General features: G+C 60.0%; 19 protein-coding genes and 2 pseudogenes. 6 read left to right on the forward strand and 15 right to left on the reverse strand.

Annotated features, from left to right (window positions below):
* Nucleotides 1-98 precede the first annotated feature (98 nt).
* Nucleotides 99-4361 carry a strawberry notch family protein gene (locus BFP70_RS05620; protein ID WP_066010386.1) on the reverse strand — a complete coding sequence of 1421 codons (4263 nt, stop codon included), beginning with the start codon at nt 4359-4361 and terminating at the stop codon, nt 99-101.
* 743 nt (nt 4362-5104) lie between these two features.
* Here BFP70_RS05620 and BFP70_RS05625 point away from each other — a divergent pair.
* The 4 genes from BFP70_RS05625 (at nt 5105) to BFP70_RS20630 (ending at nt 7484) form a co-directional block, all read left to right on the forward strand.
* The gene (locus BFP70_RS05625) at nt 5105-5767 is read left to right on the forward strand and encodes a TetR/AcrR family transcriptional regulator (protein WP_176715500.1); all 663 of its coding nucleotides are present in this window, start codon (nt 5105-5107) and stop codon (nt 5765-5767) included.
* Nucleotides 5768-5778: 11 nt separating this feature from the next.
* Nucleotides 5779-6111, forward strand: coding sequence for a DoxX family protein (locus BFP70_RS05630; protein WP_066010387.1), 333 nt, complete (start codon nt 5779-5781; stop codon nt 6109-6111).
* A gap of 61 nt (nt 6112-6172) precedes the next feature.
* Nucleotides 6173-6394 (forward strand): JAB domain-containing protein, encoded by a 222-nt coding sequence (locus tag BFP70_RS20285; protein ID WP_369820185.1) that lies wholly within the window; start codon nt 6173-6175, stop codon nt 6392-6394.
* A 271-nt stretch (nt 6395-6665) separates the two neighbouring features.
* On the forward strand, nt 6666-7484 hold the full coding sequence (locus BFP70_RS20630) for a hypothetical protein (protein WP_141693110.1): 819 nt from the start codon (nt 6666-6668) through the stop codon (nt 7482-7484).
* Nucleotides 7485-7754: 270 nt separating this feature from the next.
* Here the strand turns inward: BFP70_RS20630 and BFP70_RS05640 are convergent, their stop codons facing one another.
* The 9 genes from BFP70_RS05640 to BFP70_RS05675 form a co-directional block, all read right to left on the reverse strand.
* The gene (locus BFP70_RS05640; protein ID WP_066010389.1) at nt 7755-8273 is read right to left on the reverse strand and encodes a type II toxin-antitoxin system YhaV family toxin; all 519 of its coding nucleotides are present in this window, start codon (nt 8271-8273) and stop codon (nt 7755-7757) included.
* On the reverse strand, nt 8270-8596 hold the full coding sequence (locus tag BFP70_RS05645) for a type II toxin-antitoxin system PrlF family antitoxin (RefSeq protein ID WP_066010414.1): 327 nt from the start codon (nt 8594-8596) through the stop codon (nt 8270-8272). The genes BFP70_RS05640 and BFP70_RS05645 overlap by 4 nt, the downstream gene beginning before the upstream one ends.
* 124 nt (nt 8597-8720) lie before the next feature.
* Nucleotides 8721-9374 carry a hypothetical protein gene (locus BFP70_RS05650; protein WP_066010390.1) on the reverse strand — a complete coding sequence of 218 codons (654 nt, stop codon included), beginning with the start codon at nt 9372-9374 and terminating at the stop codon, nt 8721-8723.
* Nucleotides 9374-9967, reverse strand: coding sequence for a regulator (locus BFP70_RS05655; protein WP_066010391.1), 594 nt, complete (start codon nt 9965-9967; stop codon nt 9374-9376). The genes BFP70_RS05650 and BFP70_RS05655 overlap by 1 nt, the downstream gene beginning before the upstream one ends.
* A 73-nt stretch (nt 9968-10040) precedes the next feature.
* A complete protein-coding gene (locus BFP70_RS05660; RefSeq protein WP_066010392.1) occupies nt 10041-12023 on the reverse strand; it encodes a ParB/RepB/Spo0J family partition protein in 1983 nt (660 codons plus the stop codon).
* A gap of 156 nt (nt 12024-12179) precedes the next feature.
* Nucleotides 12180-12569: a DUF3768 domain-containing protein gene (locus tag BFP70_RS05665; protein ID WP_066010393.1), complete on the reverse strand. Its 390-nt coding sequence runs from the start codon at nt 12567-12569 to the stop codon at nt 12180-12182.
* 87 nt (nt 12570-12656) lie between these two features.
* Nucleotides 12657-12728: a DUF6330 family protein gene (locus BFP70_RS21520; protein ID WP_304441945.1), complete on the reverse strand. Its 72-nt coding sequence runs from the start codon at nt 12726-12728 to the stop codon at nt 12657-12659.
* 162 nt (nt 12729-12890) lie between these two features.
* On the reverse strand, nt 12891-13829 hold the full coding sequence (locus tag BFP70_RS05670) for an ArdC family protein (protein ID WP_066010394.1): 939 nt from the start codon (nt 13827-13829) through the stop codon (nt 12891-12893).
* Between the two features lie 40 nt (nt 13830-13869).
* Nucleotides 13870-14355, reverse strand: coding sequence for a hypothetical protein (locus BFP70_RS05675; RefSeq protein WP_066010395.1), 486 nt, complete (start codon nt 14353-14355; stop codon nt 13870-13872).
* Between the two features lie 338 nt (nt 14356-14693).
* Here BFP70_RS05675 and BFP70_RS05680 point away from each other — a divergent pair, with 338 nt between their 5' ends.
* Entirely contained in the window at nt 14694-14987 is a 294-nt protein-coding gene (locus tag BFP70_RS05680; RefSeq protein ID WP_066010396.1) for a hypothetical protein, read from the forward strand.
* A gap of 358 nt (nt 14988-15345) precedes the next feature.
* Here BFP70_RS05680 and BFP70_RS05685 read toward each other — a convergent pair whose 3' ends face one another.
* From BFP70_RS05685 to BFP70_RS05700, 4 genes are all read right to left on the reverse strand, one after another.
* Nucleotides 15346-16428, reverse strand: coding sequence for a helix-turn-helix domain-containing protein (locus tag BFP70_RS05685; protein ID WP_255356610.1), 1083 nt, complete (start codon nt 16426-16428; stop codon nt 15346-15348).
* 122 nt (nt 16429-16550) lie between these two features.
* Nucleotides 16551-17621, reverse strand: coding sequence for a plasmid partitioning protein RepB (gene repB, locus BFP70_RS05690; protein WP_066010398.1), 1071 nt, complete (start codon nt 17619-17621; stop codon nt 16551-16553).
* Complete coding sequence (repA, locus tag BFP70_RS05695; protein WP_066010399.1) at nt 17621-18808, reverse strand: plasmid partitioning protein RepA; 1188 nt, start codon at nt 18806-18808, stop codon at nt 17621-17623. The genes repB and repA overlap by 1 nt, the downstream gene beginning before the upstream one ends.
* A 282-nt stretch (nt 18809-19090) precedes the next feature.
* The gene (locus BFP70_RS05700; protein WP_066010400.1) at nt 19091-19972 is read right to left on the reverse strand and encodes a recombinase family protein; all 882 of its coding nucleotides are present in this window, start codon (nt 19970-19972) and stop codon (nt 19091-19093) included.
* 226 nt (nt 19973-20198) lie between these two features.
* Between BFP70_RS05700 and BFP70_RS05705 the strand changes: the two are divergent.
* Nucleotides 20199-21277 (forward strand): annotated as a pseudogene (locus BFP70_RS05705) (hypothetical protein).
* Between the two features lie 165 nt (nt 21278-21442).
* Here the strand turns inward: BFP70_RS05705 and BFP70_RS20635 are convergent.
* A pseudogene (locus BFP70_RS20635) lies at nt 21443-21599 on the reverse strand (IS481 family transposase); the annotation flags it as partial.

A 21599-nucleotide genomic window follows, 5' to 3' on the forward strand; every position in this document is an offset into this window, starting at 1 on the left:
TGAGGGGCCAAGCAGCGCATGGTCATGCCCGCGCCCGGGAAGTGCAGACCGGCCAAATCCCGATCCGCGACCCCCGGCCCAAAGCCCGCTTTGACTTTTCAGGCGGCTTGTTCTGACGTCGTGGCGGTTTCCTGCCCCACGATCCGGGCCAGAATGCTTCCCGTGTCGATTCCGTCCCCATGCGGCAGGAACACCCGCAGCTGGAAGGCGATGATCTCGGTGAAGCAGCCAAGAGCCTTCAGGCCGTCGATCATGCCCCGATCCGCACCGCCAAGCTCGAGGCGCATCTCGCCTGCGACACGGCGACGGGTCAGGGTCATCCCCCGGCCCAGATCGACCGGCGCGGTCGTGCCGAGGGCGGCGGTCAGTATCTCCTGCGGCGTTTGCGGATTGGAGACGAGGAAGCGGGCGCGCAGCGCGGCCGCCCCTTCTTCGCTCAGCGTGCGCCCGATCATCGCCGTCGCCCCATCCGGCGTAACCCGGTAGATGCGCTCATTGGTGGTCGGAATGTCCTTCCAGATCGGCAACAGCAGCCCGGTCAGCAGGTAGAGCTTGGTCGTGGTGGTTTTCGGCAAGGACGCAGCCTCGGCATCCCAAAGCTGTGCGAATTCAGGCTTGCCGATCTCTTCCCAGGCCGAAGACCCGAACCGCGCCTCTTCGAGATAGCTCGACCCGTTTGGCCGCACCACCTTGCGCATCAGCGTGACGATGTCCTCGTCATACATCTGCATGGGCCGCGCCGAGATGAGCGCCGCGCGGCCAGACGCGCGATTGACCATCGTGGTCTTGTCAGGATTGCGCGACATGGCCTCTTCGGCGTCCAGCACATACACTGGGTCAGTCACCTCGAGCCCGATGATCCGCGTCACGGCGCCGGATTTCGGGCAGGTCCAGAGATCCTCGGTGGAGACCTGCTCGATCTTTTCGCCACGCAGGGTTTCGACGCCGAGATCGAGCGTACCCGCCGCGCGCGCCCGCTCAGACTGATCGGCAATCCGGCGCATGAACTCGGCAAAGAGTGCGTTCTGCATATGGATGGGCAGGGCCAGAACCCGGTTCAGAAACCGCTGGATCGGGGGAAGCTCCTCAAGGAGCACCCCGTCCTTGTCGATCAGCCGCAGGGCCGTCCAGTCGGTGAAGCTCTCGTAGCTCATCGCCTCGGCGCGCCCGGCGGCAAGATCGGCGAAATACCCACGTAGTGCGGCCCGCGCGATCGGGCTTTCGAGATTGTCCTCCTCGCGGAACATGCCTTGCGAGCCGGTCTCGCGCTGACCCTTGGTCAAGGCCCCTAGCTGGTCGAGGCGCTTGGCGATCGTCGAGGTGAAGCGCTTTTCGCCATGCACATCCGAGGTGCAGACCCGAAAGAAGGGCGCGCTGACCTGGGCAGAGCGATGCGTGCGGCCCAGCCCCTGGATGGCCGCATCGGCGCGCCAGCCAGGCTCTAGCAGGTAGTGCCGGCGCCGTTTCTGGTTCTTCGCCGTTTGGGCCGCATGGTAAGATCGGCCCGTGCCGCCCGCATCGGAGAAGATCAGGATATCCTTCTCGCCGTCCATGAAGGCTTGGGTCTCGGAGGAATTGCTGCTGAGGCTGCGCTTTTCGATGAAAAGATGACCATCCTCGGCCTTGAGGGGCCGGAGAGACCGCCCCGAGACCTCGGCGACAGCCTCCTCGCCAAAGGCCCAGAGGATCTGATCGAGCGCCGAGGGGATCGGCGCCAGCGTCATCAACTCCATCATGGCCGCATCACGCAAAGCGAGGGCCTCGCGCGAGACGACCAGCGCGCCGGTCTCGTCCCTGAGCGGTTCGGCCACCATGTTGCCGTCGATCTCAACGAGCTTTTGCGCATGGATCGGGAAAGCCTGTTCGAGGTAGCCGAGAACATAGTCGCGTGGTGTCAGCGCGCCCTCGACCAGTTCATCCTCGGGGTCCATTTTCTCAAGCCGCCGTTTCAGCAGGCTCTCACCCGTCGAGACCACCTGGATGACGCAAGCGTTGCCCGCCGCCAGATCCTCCTCGATGGCGCGGATGATGGTCGGGGCCTTCATGCCCATCAGCAGATGATTGAAGAAACGCTGCTTCGTGCTCTCGAAACGGGACTTGGCCGAAACGCGTGCTGCCGAGGCATTGGTCTCTCCCGAGGCGTCATTGACGCCAGTCGCGGTCAGTGCCGCCTCGAGATTGTGGTGGATCGTCCGAAACGCACCTGCATAGGCATCGTAGATCTCGATCTGAGCCGGGGTCAGCGCATGTTCCAGCACATCGTATTCCACGCCATCGAAGCTGAGGGCGCGGGCCGTGTAGAGGCCGAGCGTCTTGAGATCGCGCGCCACCACCTCCATGGCGGCGACACCGCCTGCCTCCATCGCCGAGACGAAACTCTCGCGGCTTGAGAAGGGGTATTCGGGGCCCTGCCCCCAGAGTCCGAGCCGCGCGGCATAGACGAGGTTATGCACGCTCGTGGCACCCGTGGCCGAGATGTAGAAGACGCGGGCGCGGGGTGCTGCCAGTTGCAGCCGCAGACCAGCGAGGCCCTGCTGGGAGGGTTTGACCCCCCTGCCCTGCTCGGATCCTGCCGCGTTCTGCATGGCGTGAGCCTCGTCAAAGGCCAGCACGCCATCGAAGTCGTCGCCCATCCAGGCGAGGATCTGGCTCAGTCGCGTGGTGCCGCATTTGCCCGCGGACCGCAGCGTGGCGTAGGTGACGAAGAGGATACCGTCGCCCATCGGGATGGGCTGGTCCGGTTTCCATTTGGAGAGCGGCTGAATGTCGGCGGGCGAGCCGCCAAGATCGGTCCAGTCGCGGATCGCGTCCTCGATGAGCGTCGCGGATTTGGAGACCCAGATCGCTTTCCTGCGCCCGGCCAGCCAGTTCACGAGGATGAGCCCCGCGCATTCGCGCCCCTTGCCGCAACCGGTGCCATCGCCGAGGGAATAGCCAAGGCGATAGGCACGTGCATCCGGGTCGTCATCGGCGCGCGTCAGCTTGGTCTGGTTGTCATCGATCGTGAACCGACCGGGCAGGTCGCGCCCATGGGCATCATCCGCCATGATGATGGTTTCCAGCTGCGCCTCGGAGAGATGTCCCTCCCCGATCAACCGTGCGGGCAGCCGCAAGTCATCACTGCCCATGTTTGAGGGCATGGGCGGGGCAACCGAGGCCATGGCGATGCTTTCGACGAGCGGGGTGGGATGTTCCTGCGCACCCGCGATCTCGATCCGCTGCGGACGGTAGCGCGCATAGATGTCCGAGATGGGCGTGTTGTCGCGCGGGACATCGAAGCTTGTGAAGCTGAGCGGGCGGACGGCATTGGTCCGTGGTTTGGAGGCGGCAACAGGCACAGCGGCGGTCTTGCGCGGGGCAGAGGATGCAACGGTCGGTCGAGCATGAGGGATCGCTTCAACCCGTTGGGCGGGGCGCATCTCGGTCCGGGTTGCGGCCACGGCATCGACATATGCCAAGGCTTCATCCAGATCCCGCACAGGGACGTGGATCATCTCGCCGTCCTCCTGCACCTTGTCGAAGACCATCAGCTGGGTTTCGACAGAGGTGCCGAGCTTGCGATAGACCTGTCCCGGCATCGTGAGTGCCAAGCGTGGCGTGAGCAAACCGCAGGCGCGGGACCAATGCGCAGCATCGCGCTCAGACGTGAATCCCGGCGGCATGATCGCCACCAGCCGCCCGCCGGGTGCCAGACGCTTTGCAGCCGCGATGAGATGCTTGGCGGCGATGTGTTTGTCCCGGGAGCGGTCGACCGAGGAGGCGAAGGGCGGATTCATCACCACGACGTCGGGTAGAACCGGCGTTTGCAGCAGATCATCGATATGCTCGCCGTCATGGCCTGTGACCTCGCCGCCGAAAACCGCGCGCAGGAGGCGCTGGCGAAAGGGGTCGATTTCATTGAGCAAAAGCGTGGCACCGGCTCGGGCGGCGAAAGCGGCCAGGGCACCGGTGCCAGCCGAGGGCTCCAGCACGGTCTCGCCCTTGCGGATCGCAGCCGCCTGCACCGCAAGGGCGGCAAAAGGCAGCGGCGTGGAAAACTGCTGCAGCCGGATCTGCTGCTCCGACCGGCGCGTTTCCGTCAGAAGCCGCGAGGCGAGCAGCTTTGCAACGGCGATGTCACCTGCCGCGCCGTCCCCACGCAGCAGCACCTGGTTTGCCGCAGCCTGCATTAGATCATAGGCCATGCGCCAGTCCCAGGCACCGCCGGCATCGCTGCCATGAAACGTCTCGCGCATGATGCGCGCGAGCGCTGAGCTACGCAGGGGTTGGTGGTCGATCTCCGCGCCGATTTGCGCGAGGGCAGAGGCGAGGTTTGCGTCGGAGATTGAGAGAGCCGGATTTGCCGGTTTGGGCTTGGTCATGGGGATTTCCTTTGGATCAGGGTCTGAGTTCCAAAGAACAAAAAGCCCGCTTTCGCTTTTCAGGGGATCCGGCCCGAAAGCTATTAACAAGGGCGGGCCGTCAACGCGGTCCGCCCTCCTCAGCAACAAAGAAAAAGCCACGCAGCAAAACCGCCCAACTTGTTGATCAATAAGGCCGACATTGAGGCAGCGCGCGGCGATCGACCGCTAGGAGCCCATTGCGGAAGAGCCGATTTTGCGCTGCACGCGCACGCAGCGGAATGTTTGCTTCGGCGCAGCAAACATTCATGCCGCATCGCAGCCGTGGATCCTGTCGTTCGTGCGCAATGCAGCAAATTTCTCAGAGCCACTGGCTGCACAGCGGACAATGCAGACGATCAGGCAGCCGGAATCTGTGGCTCCGACTGCCTTTCAAGGCGTGGACGAACGCGTATCTACAAGGGTTCGGCCACCAGCTCGACCAAGGTCTGCTCTACGATCACAGCCAGACGCACGGGTATCTCGGCGGGAACGGTAGGGGGGGAGAGGCAGCATGGTGAAAGAGTTTCGGGCTGCGGTCGAGGAAGAGGCCCGTCCTAGACTAGGCTGCAAGCCGAAAACTCGCGCGACCCGCCGATGAAGGGGGCAATGATGGCACAGACGATGTAGATCGGCAGCACGGATGGCGCGTGAGTGCGACAATCGGCGCTTTCAGCGGTCCTACATAAATGGTACGATTAATTACCATAAGATTCGAGGCCGCCATGACCGAACCTTCCACTGATCCTGATTCGAAGATTCGCAAACTCACCCCGCGCGGTAAGGAGCGACTGGAGGCGCTGACTGACATGGCAGCTGAACAGTTCCTCGCCCATGGCTTCAATGCCGTCTCGCTCGATACCCTGATCGCGATGGCGGGCGGCTCGCGGCGCAACATCTACGAGCGGTTCGGCGGCAAAGAGGGCCTGTTCACCGAGGTGGTCCGCCAGCTTTGTGCCCAGCTCGACCGTTCGCTGGCCGCGCTCGATCTGGACAATCTGGAACCGACCGAGGCGCTGATGCAGTTTTCCCTGCGCTCGCTGGAGATCGTACAAGATCCCCGCACGCTCGCTCTGCACCGATTGATGATCGCCGAGGGGCCGCGTTTCCCAGAGCTTGCGCAGGCGATCTACGACCACGGCCATCATCGTGCAATCCTGCAGCTTGCGACACTGATCGAGGGCTGGCAGGCGGCGGGTCACTTCACCAGCGACCAGCATGCCGAGGCTCTGGCGGCACGGTTCGTCAACCTGCTCGTGACCGATTTTCAGTATGAGGCGCTCACCGGCCGCGGCCCCACAACGATGGATGCCGCCGAGATGCAGTGCCGCGCCAAGGACTGCACGCAACTCTTCTTCCACGGCGCTTGCGCTGATGCCCTACTTTAAGGAAACTCAAAATGATCGATCTGAGCCCACCCGGCATTCTCGCCCTGCTGCTGGCCGCTTTCTTCTTGATTGGGGCCGCGGGGAACGCAATAGGCCCGGGTCCCGTCCGTGCCGACTACGCCCGCTGGGGTTTTCCGAGCTGGTTCCGGCACGTGACAGCCGCGCTGGAGCTGGCCACGGCACTGCTTCTCGTCCTGATAGAGCAAAGGCTGTTTGGGATCGCACTCGGCGGTGCCGTGATGGCCGGGGCATTGCTGACCTTGATACAACATCAAGAATTCCGTCACGCCATTGCCCCAGCCGTGGTCATCGCCCTACTTCTGGCGCTCTGGGTCATGACCTGAGTTCCCTGATGGTGGTGGAACTTTCATCTAACGAGGATCTGATTGGGCGGAAGCGGTATCCTTGGAACCGCGGCAGGCCCGGCGGCAAACTGGTCGAAAAACCGGGACCACCTCTCACCCCTCCGGCGATCCGCAGCCAAGCCAGGCCGACATCGACATGACACGGAAGATCGTTGATGCCTGCAGGGTGATGAGCATCACCGTCCACGATCACCTCATCGTCGGCTTCGGGCGAGAGCAGGCCGCGTTCAGCATGCGCGCGGCGGGGATGTTGGGCGATTAGGGTCGCGGGCGTTTCAGGCCTTGGTTGGCGAGTTGCACAGGGGAGCGGAAGCTCGACTCCACGCCGATATTGTCTCGCTAGCGCCGAAGCCGCCGTTCAGGCAGCCTGCGGCGAAGGCCGGGGCCGAGCCCAAAGTATTGGATGCTGCATCGTGCACCTATGGGGTAAAGCGCAACCAAACATGCTTTGCATATTCGCGCACTTGGGCTAATCTGAAGTCTCTTCCAGACTGGCGCTATTTGTATTTTCACGTGAGCTGTTCGAAATTCTGATGTCAAAAAAGAAGTCAAATCTCGGATACTGTGCACTTACTGGTTCATACGGCAAGTTCGTAAAGTGCCACATATTACCACAAGCCTTTACCCGCCCTGCAGTCAAAGGCGAAGCCCTGTACCAATCGAGTAAAGGGAGTGGAGAGCGAAGAAGATGGTCCAGTTGGTACGACCAAAACCTAGTTACAAGGGAAGGAGAAGACTTTCTTTCTGAAATAGACGATGCAGCGATTAAGTTACTTAGAAGGCATCAGCTTGTCTGGAGCGGCTGGACCGTGTTTCGTCCGCATTTTGAGAAGATGGCGCTTACGCTACCGGACCACGGCTATCGGAAGGTGAAAATTGCCGAAGTAAGCAAATTGATCCGCTTTGCTCTTAGCATAGCTTGGCGAGCGTCCGCGTCGTCGCTTCCAGATATTGCGGAAGCAAAACTCGGGGCGGAGGAAGAAGAAAGGCTAAGGGAGTTTGTATTAGGAGAGCCGATTGTTGGCGCTTCGCCGTTTCCTATTTCGCTGACACAGCTTTCAACAGTAGGGATGACACACAATCAGTCTCCGGGGATCGACGAGAAACGAATTGTTGACCTCGAAGGCTCCAACGATCAATTCGTGAAGATAATGCGAATTTATTTAGACGGCCTAATTCTGCATGTGCATCTATCTCAACTCCCCCAAGAACATGTTGCGAGCAATCCACTCTTCTTAGGCAGTACCGACCATGCGCTCATCACGTCTGTTACTTACGAGGCATCTTTTCAATATGAAAATATGCTGCACGTAATGCGTGAATGCTATCCTTCACTGATTGAAGCAGGCTGACTGCGTCCGCTCAGGGGCTCAGTGCAGCCATTGGCGTAACCGCAACGAAATGGCGCTTTGTCCGGAATCTTACCAGTTCGTACACGATGCAGCGAACGGCAGGTGTACGGATAGGGAGGGACTTCTGAGAATTTCATCGTACCAGCCATATGACACACCAAAGCCGCCTATTTCACTTGGCCCAAGGGTGACGGCGGATTGAAACGCATAATGCCCCCCTTACTAGCAGCCTTAGCGTGGGATTCCGCCCCTTCCGGCATTCGACCCCAGTTACCGATCTGGCGCCGCTTCAAGGGAAGTTTCGAACCGCTTGTTCGCCGCCGCTGCTTCTTTCAAGAGCGCGTCGAAATTGTCAGGTGGGTTGCCATCTTCCAGCATCCCTTTGAACGTCGCATAGGCATCCGTCTTGCTGCCATAGGCGCGCAGGGTCTTGTCGTCGTTCACCCAGGCCACCACGATGACCTTCGCATCGCTGTTGAACCGATAGAACAGCCGATACTGCTGGAAGAATTTCGCCCGGAACCAGTGCTTGCGGTGATCGCCGAGTGTGCCGCCGTGCCGGAAGGCGGCGGCACCCGGATCTGCCGGTATGGCCTCGGTGACCAGCTTGAAGATGGCGGCCAGCCGTTTCGTGGAATTTTTCTTGCGCCAGGTCTTGGGATCGCTTGCCTTACGCGCCTCGATCTCCAGGGTCAGCCCTTCAAGCTGGTCCAGAAAGAGCGGATGCGCATAAATCGACCATCCGTTTACGACAAGGGGCGATTGGGCGGGCACGCTATCGCCACTCATTCATCCTCGAGCGATAGCGGCGCATCGAGATCGACGTCAACGTCTCCGACCAGTGCTGCAAGACGGTCATGCAAAGCCCCATCGAACGCCCGAATGCGGACCGGATGCGCCTTGATATCGGCCTCGACAAAATCGAGAAAGGCTCCGAGCACGGGATCTTCCTCGTCGCTGCGCACGGGCTCGATATAGACCCTGCCACTCGGCTCGGTGCAGTAGCGAATCTGGTCGCCCTTGCCCAGCTTGAGCTGCTTTCGCACACCTGCCGGCACGGTTGTCTGATACCGATCAGTGAGCTTCGAGACATCTTGTGTGAGCACTGTCATGGCAGTCTCCTGAAAGAAAAGGGTCTTTGCTTCCTGCGATAGGTAATGCATTTGCATTGCCTTGTCAAGGCAAGCCGCAGGATCTGCTGTCGCCGGCAGGTCGATGAACCGTCCGGCGCAGCACCTATTCTCGCCCCGCCAGAAACTCCGCCAGCACCGGGCTGGCCGCGACATTCGCGGAGCTGAGCAGCTTCGAGCCAGCAAGCGAGGCCTTCGACAGTCGTACGAGCCCGCCGGTTTCCTCGATGCGGTAGCAGCGGCGTTTTTGCCGCCCCCGCCTGTAGTGCGTCGCAGTGACGATCTGGCAGGTGCTGCCATCGGTGAGCGTCACAGGGGTGGCGAGCCTGATCTTGTCGCCTTCCTGGTAGTCCGGGATTGCAGCCCAATTCCGGCAGCGCTGACGCCAGTCCTGGGCGTAGCTGTCCGGGTCTTTCAGGTCGGAGAGGAGCGCGATCAGCCCAAGGGGAGCACGAGACTCGTTCGGGCCAGCGCTTTCCTCCATGTCCTTGTAGCCCCAGCAGCCGTCATCGTATCGGGTGAGGAAGACAGCCCCGAAAGTAATGGAGCCATCCGCATCGGTGACATAGGTCATGTCTTCGACAGGGGTGCCGTCGAGATTGGTGACCTTTGCCGCCGCATACCAGGTTGAGCCGACCTTGCAGGCCTTGACCAGTTCGGTTTTGCGCGTGTCGCCCTCAAAAGTGCAGAGCCGGGTGATCTCCTCTCTCTCATCCACGTAGGTTTTGACGCGGCGATCGGTATAGAAGAGCCAACCCATTATGCCGCCCTCCGGTCATCGATCTCCATGAGCGCATCAAGCGGCACGCGATAGGGCTGCATGGCGTCAAAATCCTCGCAATTGCAACAGTTCTGCACGATCGCGAAGGTGTCGCAGGCATCCTTGAGGATAACCCGGAAGGTGCCGCCGAGGCCCGAGGGCACTTCGTAGGTCCCGCCGATGAGATAATCCGAGGCCCGGCGTTTGAGGACGCGGATGCTGTGGCCATCGGTGGCGAGCCGGATGGCCCCCCGCCCCCGGTCGATGAGCACCTGCACGTCATCCAGGATGTCGGTGTAGAACTGGCCGGTCAGATCGCGAAACGCCATGCGGCGCTGCGCCATCCAGTCGGTGTCTCGAAACGGGTTCATGCCATCGGCGAAGGCGAAGGAGGGATCGGCCTGTTCGGTGGTGACGATGCGGGTGGTCGTGCCATCGATGCCGTTCGAGCGCAGATGCACACCATTGCCGACGATGAGGATCAGGGCGGGCCTGTCCACCGGCCCGTTCCAGTTGGGCAGGAAGGTTTTGCAGGCGCGCGCATGTGCGATTTGCGCCGCGACAGCGGACGCAGAGAACTTGAGAATAGCCATGGGATGTCTTTCCGTTGGGTGGGGGAGGGTCGACCCGCGCCGGAGGAATGTCTCGCGCGGGTCGCGTGATGGCTCAGGCCGCTTGCGCGACCTCGCTGTCAGGCTCCGGGGTTTCCGCAGTGGGCTCCGCCTCATCAAAGGCGACACCGGCGGTCTGCATCATCGGCGGGCACCAGGCGGCCACGGCAGTGCGCTGCGCGTCCGTGAGCGTGGCGTAGGGCTCGGCGAAGAGCTTGTCACAAAAGGCGACGATCTCTTTCTTGCTCGACGAGGCCAGCGTCACCGCCTCCTGGGCCAGACCCAGTTCCTCGCCGAGGATCTTCAGGAGCCAGGCCTTTTTAAAGCGGTTGAAGAGCGCCGCGTTCGGCGTCCAGTGGGCGCGGATGTCGGGCATGATCTCGATCTCGAACGCATGCATCAGGCTGTCGCGCCGAGGATCCCGCGCGAAGCAGGACTGCGTGGTGCTGGCCGTGGCATAGGCCACGAGCTTGGCCTTCTCCCCTGCATCGAACGCGCGAAACGCCGCGAACTGATCGGCGGGCGCGCGGGTGTCATCGAGCCAGGACAGATCAAGCGCATCATGCGCCGCCGCCACCTGCTCAAGCGAGATCTCATCGATCTCGTCCATCTTGGCGTGGGTACGATATTCCTTGCGGGCCTCGATCTTGATCGCCTGCGTGACACTCATGCCGCTGACCAGAACATCACTGACCAGCTTGAAGAGCGTCAGATCGAGCGTGGCCTCCGGATGCAGCGCCATCGCAGCGCCAAGGGCCATGGCCCGCTCGGTCTTGAGGTCCTCAGCCAGCGAGGCCGGGTAGGTGATCTCGCCCAGGTCAGGGGCCTCTTCCCCCGTCGGGCTAGTCGAGGCGCCGCGCTTGCCCTCCTCTTTTACGGTGTCCTCCGGGCGCACGAGACCCACATGGAGCGTGATCTGCCCACCCTGCCACGACGCGATCACCCCAGACCGCGCGAGGTCCTCTGCGCTGTAGGCCTCCTGCAGATCGCGCGCTTCCTCTTCCAAGGCGTCCACGCGCTCGTAAAGGGCATTGTAGGCACCGTCCTCGAGCCCCTCATTCTCCATCTCGAGCTGCAATTTCTCGAGTTCGGCGCTGATCTCATCGATGCGCTTCTGGGCAGCCTCATCCGGCTCGATCGGGCCGGGATAGACGCGGCCGAAGTCGGCCATGGTCGCGTAATCATAGCGCACCATCGCATCGGCCCAGGCAAAGCCCAGCTTTATGCGGGCCTCTTCGGCGGCAGCCCCGAGCTTCTCGAGCAAGATGGTCTCGACCAGCGCCGCATCCTCGAGCACGGAATGTTCTTCCAGAAGATCGGCCGCGACAGCGCCGCCCCGCGCCTCGTAGTCCGCGCGCACGAAAGCCCCGATATCGTCACTGACCTGCACACCGCGGGATTTGAGCGCCTGACGGACGGTATAGGCCTGCAGATAGCCGCCGTCTTTCGTGAGCGCCTCGAAGACCTCGCGCTGCGCCTCCTGGCTCGGATGCTCGGCGAAGGCCTTCATCGTGTCGAGCGTGATCACCTTGCCCCGGGCCGCGGCGCGGATGTCGGGGTGGATAAGGCCATAGCGCAACCGGCCTTTCACGGCGGCTACCGTGGTGCCGAAGGTCTTTGCGATGGTCTCGGGCGTCTGGCCGTCGACCTCCATCATCCGGGCAAAGGCCTCGAACTCGTCGATAGCATTCATCGGTGCCTGGGTGATGTTCTCGGCGAGCGACAGTGCCGTGGTGACGTCGCAGTCTTCCGGCACAAGGCGGCAGTCCACCTTGGTCTTCGCCGTGAACCCCTTGGCGGCCTTGTCGGCAACCAGCTCCTTCAGCGCGGCATGGCGCCGGCCACCGGCCAGCACCGCGTACTTGCCGTCAAGCTTCTGGACCAAGAGCGGCTGGAGCAGGCCCAGCACAGCGATGCTGGCCTTCAGATGCGCGATGTTCTCGGGGTCATAAGTTTCCGGCGCGTTGCTGCGTACATTGGCGGGATGCGGGACCAGATCGCCGATGGCGACAGTGAGAGGGGCAAAGCTTGAGGTCATGGGATATCCTTCCAGGTGGGTGAGGTGTGGCCCGCGTTCACGCGCGTGACCAATCCCCGGTTTCAGGGATCACCACGACAAAAGGCCCACTCTCCCTTTGAGGGGTCAGTGGGCCTTCATCGCCTGGGGTTTCAGGAGGGGGTGTCCCCTACCCTTCTACCAGTCGCGCGCCAGCATGATGGTCAGCACGCGCATGGTGGTGGCGGGATTGTCCGGGGTCTCAGCCCCGTAGCGGAAATCCGAGTCTGCTTCATAGAGATCGATTTTCCAGAACACGGTCTCGCCCCGGATCTCAACTGCTCCGAAATCGTGCCATCCCTCGGGATCATTCTCAGGCTCGAATGTGGCAAACTCACCGGTCGCCTTCACCGCCTCGGCCATGAAGCCGTCACCGGCCTCCATAAGCGCGCGGGTGACATGCATCCGGCCCTGGATGGGCTGCGCGGGCGGCACCCCAAGGCACGCGAGCTTGCGAAACGCGTCGTTCTGCGCCGCGATCACGGTCGGATCCGGACGGTCTGGCTGGGGTTGAACGGTCATGGACATGGGGATCTCCTTTGAGAAGTTGAAACACCTTTCCCAAAGCCCGCTTTCACTTTTCCGCTTGGCAGAAGGACCGAAGCGAATGGTGCCCTACCCGAACAGCCCCTTGGGTCTGTAATTCGGGTAGGGGATGGTTTTGATCCAGCCGTCTTGTTCATTGATGCTCTCGAGCGCTACCGAGAACGGATAAGCGCCCTCGGACTGGCTCCACCACTAGGCACCGCGCTTGAAGGTGATGATCCGGCTAGCGGCCGTCTTCGAAGCAGGCCACCCGCAGCGTCTTGGGTTCCTTGCGTGACATGCGAGTCTCCGTTCTGTCTGTGGTCAGGCGGCCTCGGCACTGCGCCCTGCCCTGCCCACCTCCGATCTGGCGATCAGATAATCACAGGCGCGCTGCGCGTCCGCTGCGTGCCGGAAGATCGCGCCCTTGTCCGACCGAAGGACCCGCAACCAGTTGTGCAGGTAGGCGGCATTCATCTCGAGCGTATGCGCCGTGAAGCCGAGCGTCTGACCCAGAAACACCGAAGCCAATTCCGCGACGATCTCCTCACGCGCATAAGACGTGTTGCCAAACTTGGAGAACCCGAAATCACGGTTCAGTCGATGGGGGGCCTTCGTGGCATGGGCCAGCTCATGGGCCCAGACCCCGTAGAAATTGCGCGGGTCCTGGAACCGCGTGATGGATGGCATGTAGACCTTGTCCACGGGCGGCAAATAGTACGCCTCCGTGCCCGTGAAGACGGTTGTGATGTCGATGGCGTCGAAAAACGCCTGCATGTGCGGGATGGGCTCCGACGGCGGATGCTCGGGCACGGGCTCGGGGTCCGGATAGAAACTGTCGGGCAGGCCCTCGATCTGGCAGGCATTGAACACGCGGTAGGATTTCTGGAAGCGGAAGATACGGGCTTCTTCGGAGTGATTATCCCCGTCGCTGCGGTCATGCTCATCGCCTGCGTCTTTCCGGCTTTGACCGTAATAAACAACGACAGAGGACTTCTCGCCCTTGCGGACCTTTGCATCCAAAGCATTGGCCTGCGGAAGCGTCATCCAGAAGGGCGAGCTGTGGCCCGCCATCACGGTGCGCATGGTCAGCAGGAAGTTGTTCACTCCCTGGTAGGGTTCACCGCCCACGCGCAGGGGGCGAGAGCTGCCACCTGCGGTCCATGGCTTGCGCCAGGGCAGGACGCCGCGCTCGATTATACGGATGATTTCGTTTGTGATGACCTCGGAGGCATCGAATTTGGGCGTGCGGGATCGGGCCATGGCTGGCCTCCTTTCGAGTTTTGGTGAGAGGGAATGGGGATCAGGTTGACTGAAAGGGTCGTGGATCGTTGGTGATCCACGCGCCGAGCTCTTCAACTATGTCGATGTAGATGGTCAGAGAAACGGACCTGCTGGCACCCGAATGGTCGGGGTCGCCCGATCCGTCCCGCGCCACCCGCGGTAGGTTCGCGAAGGCGGTGACATCGGTGACGGGTCGGATATCGATGAACGGGGTTCCTCGTGCGACCGCGAGGGCGGCCAAGGGAAAGCGCTCGATCGGCGCGAAGGTCGACACGGTGGTCCAACCGAGATGGAGGAATGTCCCACCCTCCCCGCAGATCACATGCGCGTTTGGCAATAACGCCGCCTGCTTCAGATAGCCGAGATCACGCAGGACAGCCTCGCGTTCGCGCCGTTGTGCCTGCCCCGTCTGGCCGGTTCGGCGTAGTTCCTTTTGTCGCCACCACGAGGCAGCGGTGGCGCGCAACACGCGCAAGACACCTGTTTGCATGGGAATGCCCTTCATCAGGAAAGACAGACCGGAATCCGGCCCGGACCCATCTGAGAGACCCCAAAGGCCCTCATCCGTCAGTCACAAAACCCGAAGGACACTTTCACTCTTTAGGGATCTGATGCCGGGGAGCGTTAAATGCAAAGCTCATGAGAACGTAGGATCCTCCACTTTCCGGCATCAGACACCAATGAGGAACAGGATCAGGCCCGGACGCCCTCTTTCGGGCATCCTCAGGCCTGACCTCCCCCCGGCCCTCCTCTTCCTCTCAAACCTCATGATTTCCGCAGGTGGCTTGATTTTGTTCTTTTTATGTTCTATTTTAAGAACCACGCTAAGAAGGGAGATCCCCGATGGAAAGCACCACCTACGCCCTGCCCGCGACGCTAAAGCAGATTGCCTATGCGCGGTCGCTGGCCCTGCGCAACCAGACGCTTTTGCCGTGGGAGGTTCAGCAAGATCGGCGCTCCTTGAGCGCCTGGATCGACGCACAAGCCAAACTGAACCCGGGCGCGCAGGACAGCCGCCCGACATCAAAGCAGGTCGCCTTCGCCGAGCGTCTCGCCCGGATCAAACGCCGCGCCGTGCCGGACGAATGCTTCCGCGACAAGGAGCTGATGTCGAAGTGGATCGATGGGAACAAGTGAAGCTGGGCAGACCCTGCGGTGATCGAGATTACTTCAGCCGATCAACAATCGATGCCCCGCCCGACCTGGCAAGCGCGATGAGGCTGGACTGGATTTTGGATGTGAAGACTGAACTGAACGTGCCGATGGTCGTGCGGTCCTCCCATACATAGGACCGCTCCAGAATATCGGTGTTGATCTCCGGGGGGCAGGTAACATCACATCCCAGACCTGCACCTGACGCGGGTGATCTGGGTTCACCTTCAAACTAACATTCTTGTTCTTGATGATCATATGGTTTGAAGTCTGCCGCCTTTGTCTCTTGATCTTCGATGCCTATGCGGACTCATCAGCCGGTCGAGTTTATGTGGCAAGAGCATCAGTTTCCTTGCCTCATCATAGCGTCGAGGTAGGCGTTGTTGTTTTTCACTTGTCCTGTGCTGGCTCTCAAAATTAATTCGTCGAGTGCAATAAGGAGCTGCCCTGGACCTCGTTCTCTAAGGTGTTTCATGATCCTGCCTTGTTCTATTCTTAGCAATTTTCCGACATCGGCCAATATTTCGAGAACTGATTGATGATCTCTTGGTTCATGCGGGAAGAAGTCCGATACGTTTTTTAGGTCCGTCCAAGCCATAATTGTTGGATCTCGGCGTTCCTGAAAACCAGAGGTGCTGTGCGCATCCGCTTTATCCTTTTTTATATTCAATCTTGTGGGTTCTACGTGCCGGACATTTTGTCCGGCGACGACGGACATTTGGTCGGGCATTGTTTCCTGAGCATCATGGTTTCCGGCCGGAAACTCTCTGATGGTCGCTCCGACCAACTCTGCCAGCCTCTTGATAAGCTCTATGATTTCGTCGGCTTTGAGAGTTGCACGGCGTAGGATGTTCCGTACGTTCTGGAGAAATGAGACAGTCTCAACATCCTTTGCTTGGCGCAAAGCCTCGACACGAAGAGCCAGTGCCTCCGCCTTGAGTGACCGCAGCTTTTCCTGATCGCCCACAAGCTGTTCTGCGTGTTCGGTGAGCTCTCTTTCCCGATCATACATTGGCTGCAGATCGAAGCCAAAGGCATCTCTGATCAATCCACCGTAGCGAAGAGGGAACCGTTTGCGGGTTGCGCTATCCCTGCGCTGGATCAGCCCGGCATCCACGAGGTGTGCGATACACCGTCGAATCGTTCTCTCGTTCAGGCCGTTCGTTCTCTCAGACAATGATGCGTTTGAGGGAAAGACGATAGTCATTGGAGCTGTTTGTCCGGCCTTCTTCGGCATGAAGCTGATCAAGGCCTGCAGTGTTACTAGGTCATTTGGTGACAGACCGAGTTCTTTGCGAAGCGCTCGGATCGGTTCGATGACCCTGTACGGGTTCGTACCGGGTACAGAAGATCGTTCCGCCAAGGCGGGTGTGTGAGAAAATACCTGTCTCATGATAATGTCGGCTGAAAAAGCTTCCCCGTTCACCGCGAACGGTGTTGAAAACGATTCGGCTTCGGGGTATCAATTAGGTGTCTAAGCTAATCGAGGCCCTTCGGAAGCACTGCTTTCGGGGGGTCTTTCCTTTTCTGGCCTGTCCTCCTTTCTGCTCAGTTTTTGTTATCGTCTATGTCAGGACCATCAAGATCCTGATCCCTGCCGGAGACTGGGTTACCTATGGGTTCCATTTTCTCTGGGGTAATGATCTGCCCTGGACCAGCGGCCTTCGCGTTCGCCAACGCGAGAAGAGCGGCCTCTGGATTCTCAGAAATCCACTTATGAAGCCCGTCATCTCCGTTCTTGACGGTGATGATCACGTTTCTTTTGGTGACCTTCACCATCCCGAGTGTTGTCTTGATTGCCGATGGGGCAGGGGGCTTGTGCTGTTTCAGGAGCCCTTCGAAGATCGCAAAGCGTTCGTCGGAGGGCTTGCCTGAACCTCTGGATTCCATGAGAGCATCATGGAATTCGCGGTTTCCGGCCGGAAACCCTTCATCTCCAGAGAAGCCAAGGCTCTCATAAGACTTTGCGGCAGCATACCAACGATCCCGTCCAACCCCGGGTGCCGCCCCGATCTTTTGGATGAGTTCAGTCGGAATACAGGAAGTGACTTGTTTCATACGAGCAAGTCCCGTGAGCTTGTCACCGGCTTTCCTGGCTTTCTGATCGATGTTGAGAGCGTCACAGACCAGTCCCTCATCCTTGCCGGACTCTATGAGAGAACGTGCAAACAGGGCTTTCTCGATCCAGCTGAGGTCTTTTCGAAAGCTGTTCTCTTGGCCTTGTGCAAGAATCGCTTGATCCTCATCCAAGCCTCTGATGAGAGCCTTTGCGGGCTTGCCAATAAGTCGAAGGGCCGCTAATCGCCTGCGCCCATAGATGATCCTGTACCGCCCCCCTTCGGGGCTCAGAAGTATCGGGATAAGCTGTCCCTGCTTGTCAATGCTTTCAGCCAGTTCCCTGATGTCATCTTCGTCATCCAGGGCCAGACGATCCTGGAACTCGGAATCATCAATAAGGTCGGTACTGATTTCTTGAATTGAAGATTGTGCCGCATCCTGAAGAGAACGGGCCATTCCCGAAAGGGCAGGGGCTCGTGACTGGGTTCGAGTCGGAGAAATCGACGAGCTCTGCTGCTTTTCTTCATCCTCGGGAATGTCGAATGTGACTTTGCGGGCCATTACTTACGCCCCCATGCCGTTCTGATGAGCCCTTCGACCTCCGCCACAACCCCGTTGATGGACTCGATAGCCCGATCGTACGTCTGGCGATGAAAATCCGTTCTGGCGATCTCGAACAGTGTCTGTTGCGTGAGCCCAGCGTCAGAGACTGCGGAGGATTTCAGGAAAGGCTGAGTAAGAACGTCATCCGTGAACATGGTCCGCAGGAATGCCGCCATCTGGGTTTGGGGGCCGTCATTGGGCTCGAAACGAGTGATTAGAAATCTCATGAAGTCCCAGTCGGGCGATGCGCCCACATCAGCAATTGTTGCCATGAGGCTGGATGTGAGCTGCAGGAATTGGGCCATCGAGGCGACGTCAAGCATGCTTGGAATGACAGTGACGACTAGGGATGTCGACGCTACCAAAGCCGATAGTGTGGTAAACCCGAGCTGCGGTGGGCAGTCGATGACGACAATGTCGTAGTCTGTCTCGACTTCATTAATGCAAAGGGCAAGCCGCTGATAGAACGGCGGCCTGATATTGTTTCGAAGGGCGTGTGCGGTTTCGGTCTCGAACTCAGAGAGCAACAAGCCGGCCGCGGCTAGATCGAGGTTGTGGAAATACGTTTTGCGCACAACGTCTCTAAATGGGATAGGGTCCTCGTACCGAAGGGCATCGTACACCGTTCCGGCCTCAGGGAAGTCGATTTCCGGCCGGAAACCGAACATGGTGGTCATGGAGGCTTGTGGGTCGAGATCGATTGCCAGAACTCGATAACCATCAAGGGCAAGCTTTTGGGCCAGGTGGATCGCCGTTGTAGTCTTCCCAGCGCCCCCTTTGAAGTTGGCGATCGAAATGATCTGGATATGCTCCCCATCCCGACGACGAGGAACGATATGCTGGAACTTGGTGCTTGACCGGGCTATTTCGTGGCGCGCTATATCGATTTGCTCTGCAGTGTAGAACCTGCGGCCGCGGGCGTCTGTCTCGATTTCACCGAGATCGAGCTTGTCCTCGAAAAACATCTTCCGCAAAAAATCTTGGCTTACCCCGAGGATCTGGGCAACTTCCGTTGATGAGAAGCGTCTGAGAGCCTTTCGTTCATCAGGTAGAAACGACTTGCGCATATTCACATCAAGCGATTTGCTTAGACGTGTCGCCATCGTTTGGATCTTTTGATCCATTCTGATCCGCTGCTCGTTCATGCCCGTCCCGCCGCCCGTCTTCCGGGTCTATCTTGAGAAGGAACGCAAAACCGCCGGAAACTGATGGTTAGCGTTCTTCCGCAAAAATGTCAGGAAAGCGTTTGACAGGCAAGGATTTTTTCAAATGGTGGGCCGGTATCCGGTGAAATCATTTATTTACAGTGACTTATCTTATTTCGCGGATCCAGCGCGTCAAGTGCTTGTGTCGCTGCCATCTCTTAAACGCAAGATGTACCCGATTCACATAGGCGGTTTTGCTTCCAAAGAACGAATCTGAGTCTCTTAAATCATTCCCAGTCTCTCGGCTCGCTCCAACAGCATCTTGACCGATGAGGGCTGCCATCTCGTTCGGCCACGGGGCGTGCGTTCGCGCATAGATTCCAGCCGTTCACAGATCGCTTGAAGCGTGATGTCAGGATCTGCGCCCTTGATGCCAGCAATAATGGCGGGCAGGCGATCGTCCGTTTCGCGGCGCCCGGCGCGGGCCAGCACCTCGGTAGGCAGGAAGCCGTCGCGGACATAGGCCTTCACGGCGCGCAAGAGACGGCTTTGGGTCCAGCGACGGGCCTCGGGCAGGGGGCCGTTGATGATGCGCACAACGTCTTCCCAGGCCAAGTCGGGGCGCAACCGGCGCACTTGGGGCACCCAGTCCTGTGCCGTCTCGTTCAGCCGCTCCATGTAGCCGTCTTGCCGCGCGAGCCGCATCTTGCGTAGCGCCGCTGGATCGCGGGCGCGTAGCCCCGGGTTCCCGCCGACCCGGCCCTTAGTACGGGCACTCGCCAGCCCCGCCTTGGTACGTTCGCGGATCAGCGCCCGCTCAAACTCGGCCGCGGCCCCCAGCACTTGCAACGTGAACTTGCCCTGCGGGGATCCGGTGTCGATGGGGTCCTGAATGGAACGAAAGAACGCGCCCTTGGCCTCCAGCCGCTCGATCACCTCCAGCAGATGCGACAGGGATCGCGCAAGGCGGTCGATCCGCACGACCACCAGCGTGTCGCCCTTGCCGATGCGCTCCAACACCCGGGCCAGCACCGGCCGCGCACGATTGCCGCCCGAGGCCTGTTCTTCATGGATCTCGGCGCAGCCCGCAGATTTCAGGGCCTGCGACTGGGGCAGGGGGGTCTGATCCTCGGTCGAGACCCGAGCGTAACCTATCAGGGGCATCAAAACAGTCTTTTTGCAGTTTTATATATCGCTAATAAACGACCGTTTGTAAACAGAGGCAAGGGCGCTCTTTGTGGTGCTGCAAATCAAAAACCCCTTGGTTTTCATATGCTGAGCGCGATCAGAGAGATATCGCAGACCACCGCGCGCGCGTGCTATATAGGGTGTGCAGGCGCACCCTAACAAAACACTTTGGTAAAATGCAAAAGCGCCATATTTTGCACATATGAAGCCTCAAGTACCTACGCAGTATAGTAAATTGGACGATCCTCTAGTTGATGCAGAGGGGATTGAAGAGACGTCCGAGGACGACCTGTGGTTCCTGCCCGGTCCAATAGAAGTGGAGCCGGATTATCTGCCGCCCAGACCGAGGGCAGAGCTGCCTGAAACCGCAGTCCTCGACGATTGGCGGAAGGCAGAGGCAGGTAATGCCGCCCGTCTTGCCCGTGTGGCTAGCCGGATTGGCGCGCTGGATGACCGTCTGCACCGTGGGCCGGAAGGCTGGGGCTCAGGCTCGCCCTGATCGAGGCGGCAGACCTCAGCTGGTTTGTGGGTGACCGAATTGGCCCGGATCGGCTGGCGCTTTGGATATCCATGCGCTTGTCCGGGGTGCAGGACGACACCGCAGCGCTCGCGCGTGTCGGATGGGCGGTGCGCCGTCTGACAGGCGGTCCCGGTCCAGAGGTGGACTTATCCGCTTTCCTCGATCGCCGTGACCCTGAAAACATGGCCAATGAAGCCGAGCCCTTTGCGGATCGCGCGGTCGGTTGGCTTGACCTGATGGCGCAAGCCGCCCACCTGCATTCGATTACACGCGCCTGCATGGGGTTTCACCTCTGGAACCTTGCGGGCCTCGGGCAACAGGACGACCGGATGGAAGCGGCGGTTACCGCCGCACGCATTGCCGCGAGCGAAGGCCCGAATTTGAATGGGGGGGCCATCTTTGCGCCTCTGGCTATGCGCGGGGCAGGGGGGCTGCGCGCCAGTGGCCCACCTGCCGAGCGCTTGCAGCGTTGGCTCGAGGGAATGGAAACAGCATGCCTGACCGCGATGCGGCACCTCGACGATATCCAGGCATGGTCAGCGCGGGCGGACAACATGATGGCACCGCTCTCTGGCAAGACACCACCTGCATTGCGCGCGGTGCTGACCGAATGGCCCGTCGTCTCCGCTCCAATGGCCGAGACCCTGACCGGTGCCAGCCGCGCCGCCGTCCAGCGCAACCTTGCTTGGATGGAAGCGCAAGGTCTAATCCGCGAGGTGACCGAACAGGTGCGTTTCCGCATGTGGCGGGCGATGCCATGAAACACCTCTAAAGAAGCACTCGTTTTGGTGCGTATCATTTGTTGATAGTTCAACGGAGGACCAGAATCGTGACAGACCAAAAATATGAGACAGTCGATTTCGACGTGCGGATCAGAAATAGTAGTCAGATGGATTTGCGGTGTTTTCACCTATCTGTGGGATCCTCTAGGTGTTCAGTCCCGGCATCTGGTGGATCGGGTTCAAGATGAATCTGTCCGGCTCTGAAGTCCAGATCTTACAGATGTATTCGTAGGGTGTGAGCCCGTTGAGGGTCTTGAGCCTGCGAGCGAAGTTGTAAGCCGCCATGAAGTCTGCAAGGTGC

The sequence above is a fragment of the Thioclava sp. SK-1 genome, assembly GCF_001705665.1.
Taxonomy (GTDB): Bacteria; Pseudomonadota; Alphaproteobacteria; order Rhodobacterales; family Rhodobacteraceae; genus Thioclava.

Coding starts and splice junctions, on each gene's coding strand:
- BFP70_RS05620 (WP_066010386.1), bottom strand. CDS start 4,361: ATGACCAAGCCCAAACCGGCAAATCCGGCTCTCTCAATCTCCGACGCA.
- BFP70_RS05625 (WP_176715500.1), top strand. CDS start 5,105: ATGACCGAACCTTCCACTGATCCTGATTCGAAGATTCGCAAACTCACC.
- BFP70_RS05630 (WP_066010387.1), top strand. CDS start 5,779: ATGATCGATCTGAGCCCACCCGGCATTCTCGCCCTGCTGCTGGCCGCT.
- BFP70_RS20630 (WP_141693110.1), top strand. CDS start 6,666: ATGTCAAAAAAGAAGTCAAATCTCGGATACTGTGCACTTACTGGTTCA.
- BFP70_RS05640 (WP_066010389.1), bottom strand. CDS start 8,273: ATGAGTGGCGATAGCGTGCCCGCCCAATCGCCCCTTGTCGTAAACGGA.
- BFP70_RS05645 (WP_066010414.1), bottom strand. CDS start 8,596: ATGACAGTGCTCACACAAGATGTCTCGAAGCTCACTGATCGGTATCAG.
- BFP70_RS05650 (WP_066010390.1), bottom strand. CDS start 9,374: ATGGGTTGGCTCTTCTATACCGATCGCCGCGTCAAAACCTACGTGGAT.
- BFP70_RS05655 (WP_066010391.1), bottom strand. CDS start 9,967: ATGGCTATTCTCAAGTTCTCTGCGTCCGCTGTCGCGGCGCAAATCGCA.
- BFP70_RS05660 (WP_066010392.1), bottom strand. CDS start 12,023: ATGACCTCAAGCTTTGCCCCTCTCACTGTCGCCATCGGCGATCTGGTC.
- BFP70_RS05665 (WP_066010393.1), bottom strand. CDS start 12,569: ATGTCCATGACCGTTCAACCCCAGCCAGACCGTCCGGATCCGACCGTG.
- BFP70_RS05670 (WP_066010394.1), bottom strand. CDS start 13,829: ATGGCCCGATCCCGCACGCCCAAATTCGATGCCTCCGAGGTCATCACA.
- BFP70_RS05675 (WP_066010395.1), bottom strand. CDS start 14,355: ATGAAGGGCATTCCCATGCAAACAGGTGTCTTGCGCGTGTTGCGCGCC.
- BFP70_RS05680 (WP_066010396.1), top strand. CDS start 14,694: ATGGAAAGCACCACCTACGCCCTGCCCGCGACGCTAAAGCAGATTGCC.
- repB (WP_066010398.1), bottom strand. CDS start 17,621: ATGGCCCGCAAAGTCACATTCGACATTCCCGAGGATGAAGAAAAGCAG.
- repA (WP_066010399.1), bottom strand. CDS start 18,808: ATGAACGAGCAGCGGATCAGAATGGATCAAAAGATCCAAACGATGGCG.
- BFP70_RS05700 (WP_066010400.1), bottom strand. CDS start 19,972: ATGCCCCTGATAGGTTACGCTCGGGTCTCGACCGAGGATCAGACCCCC.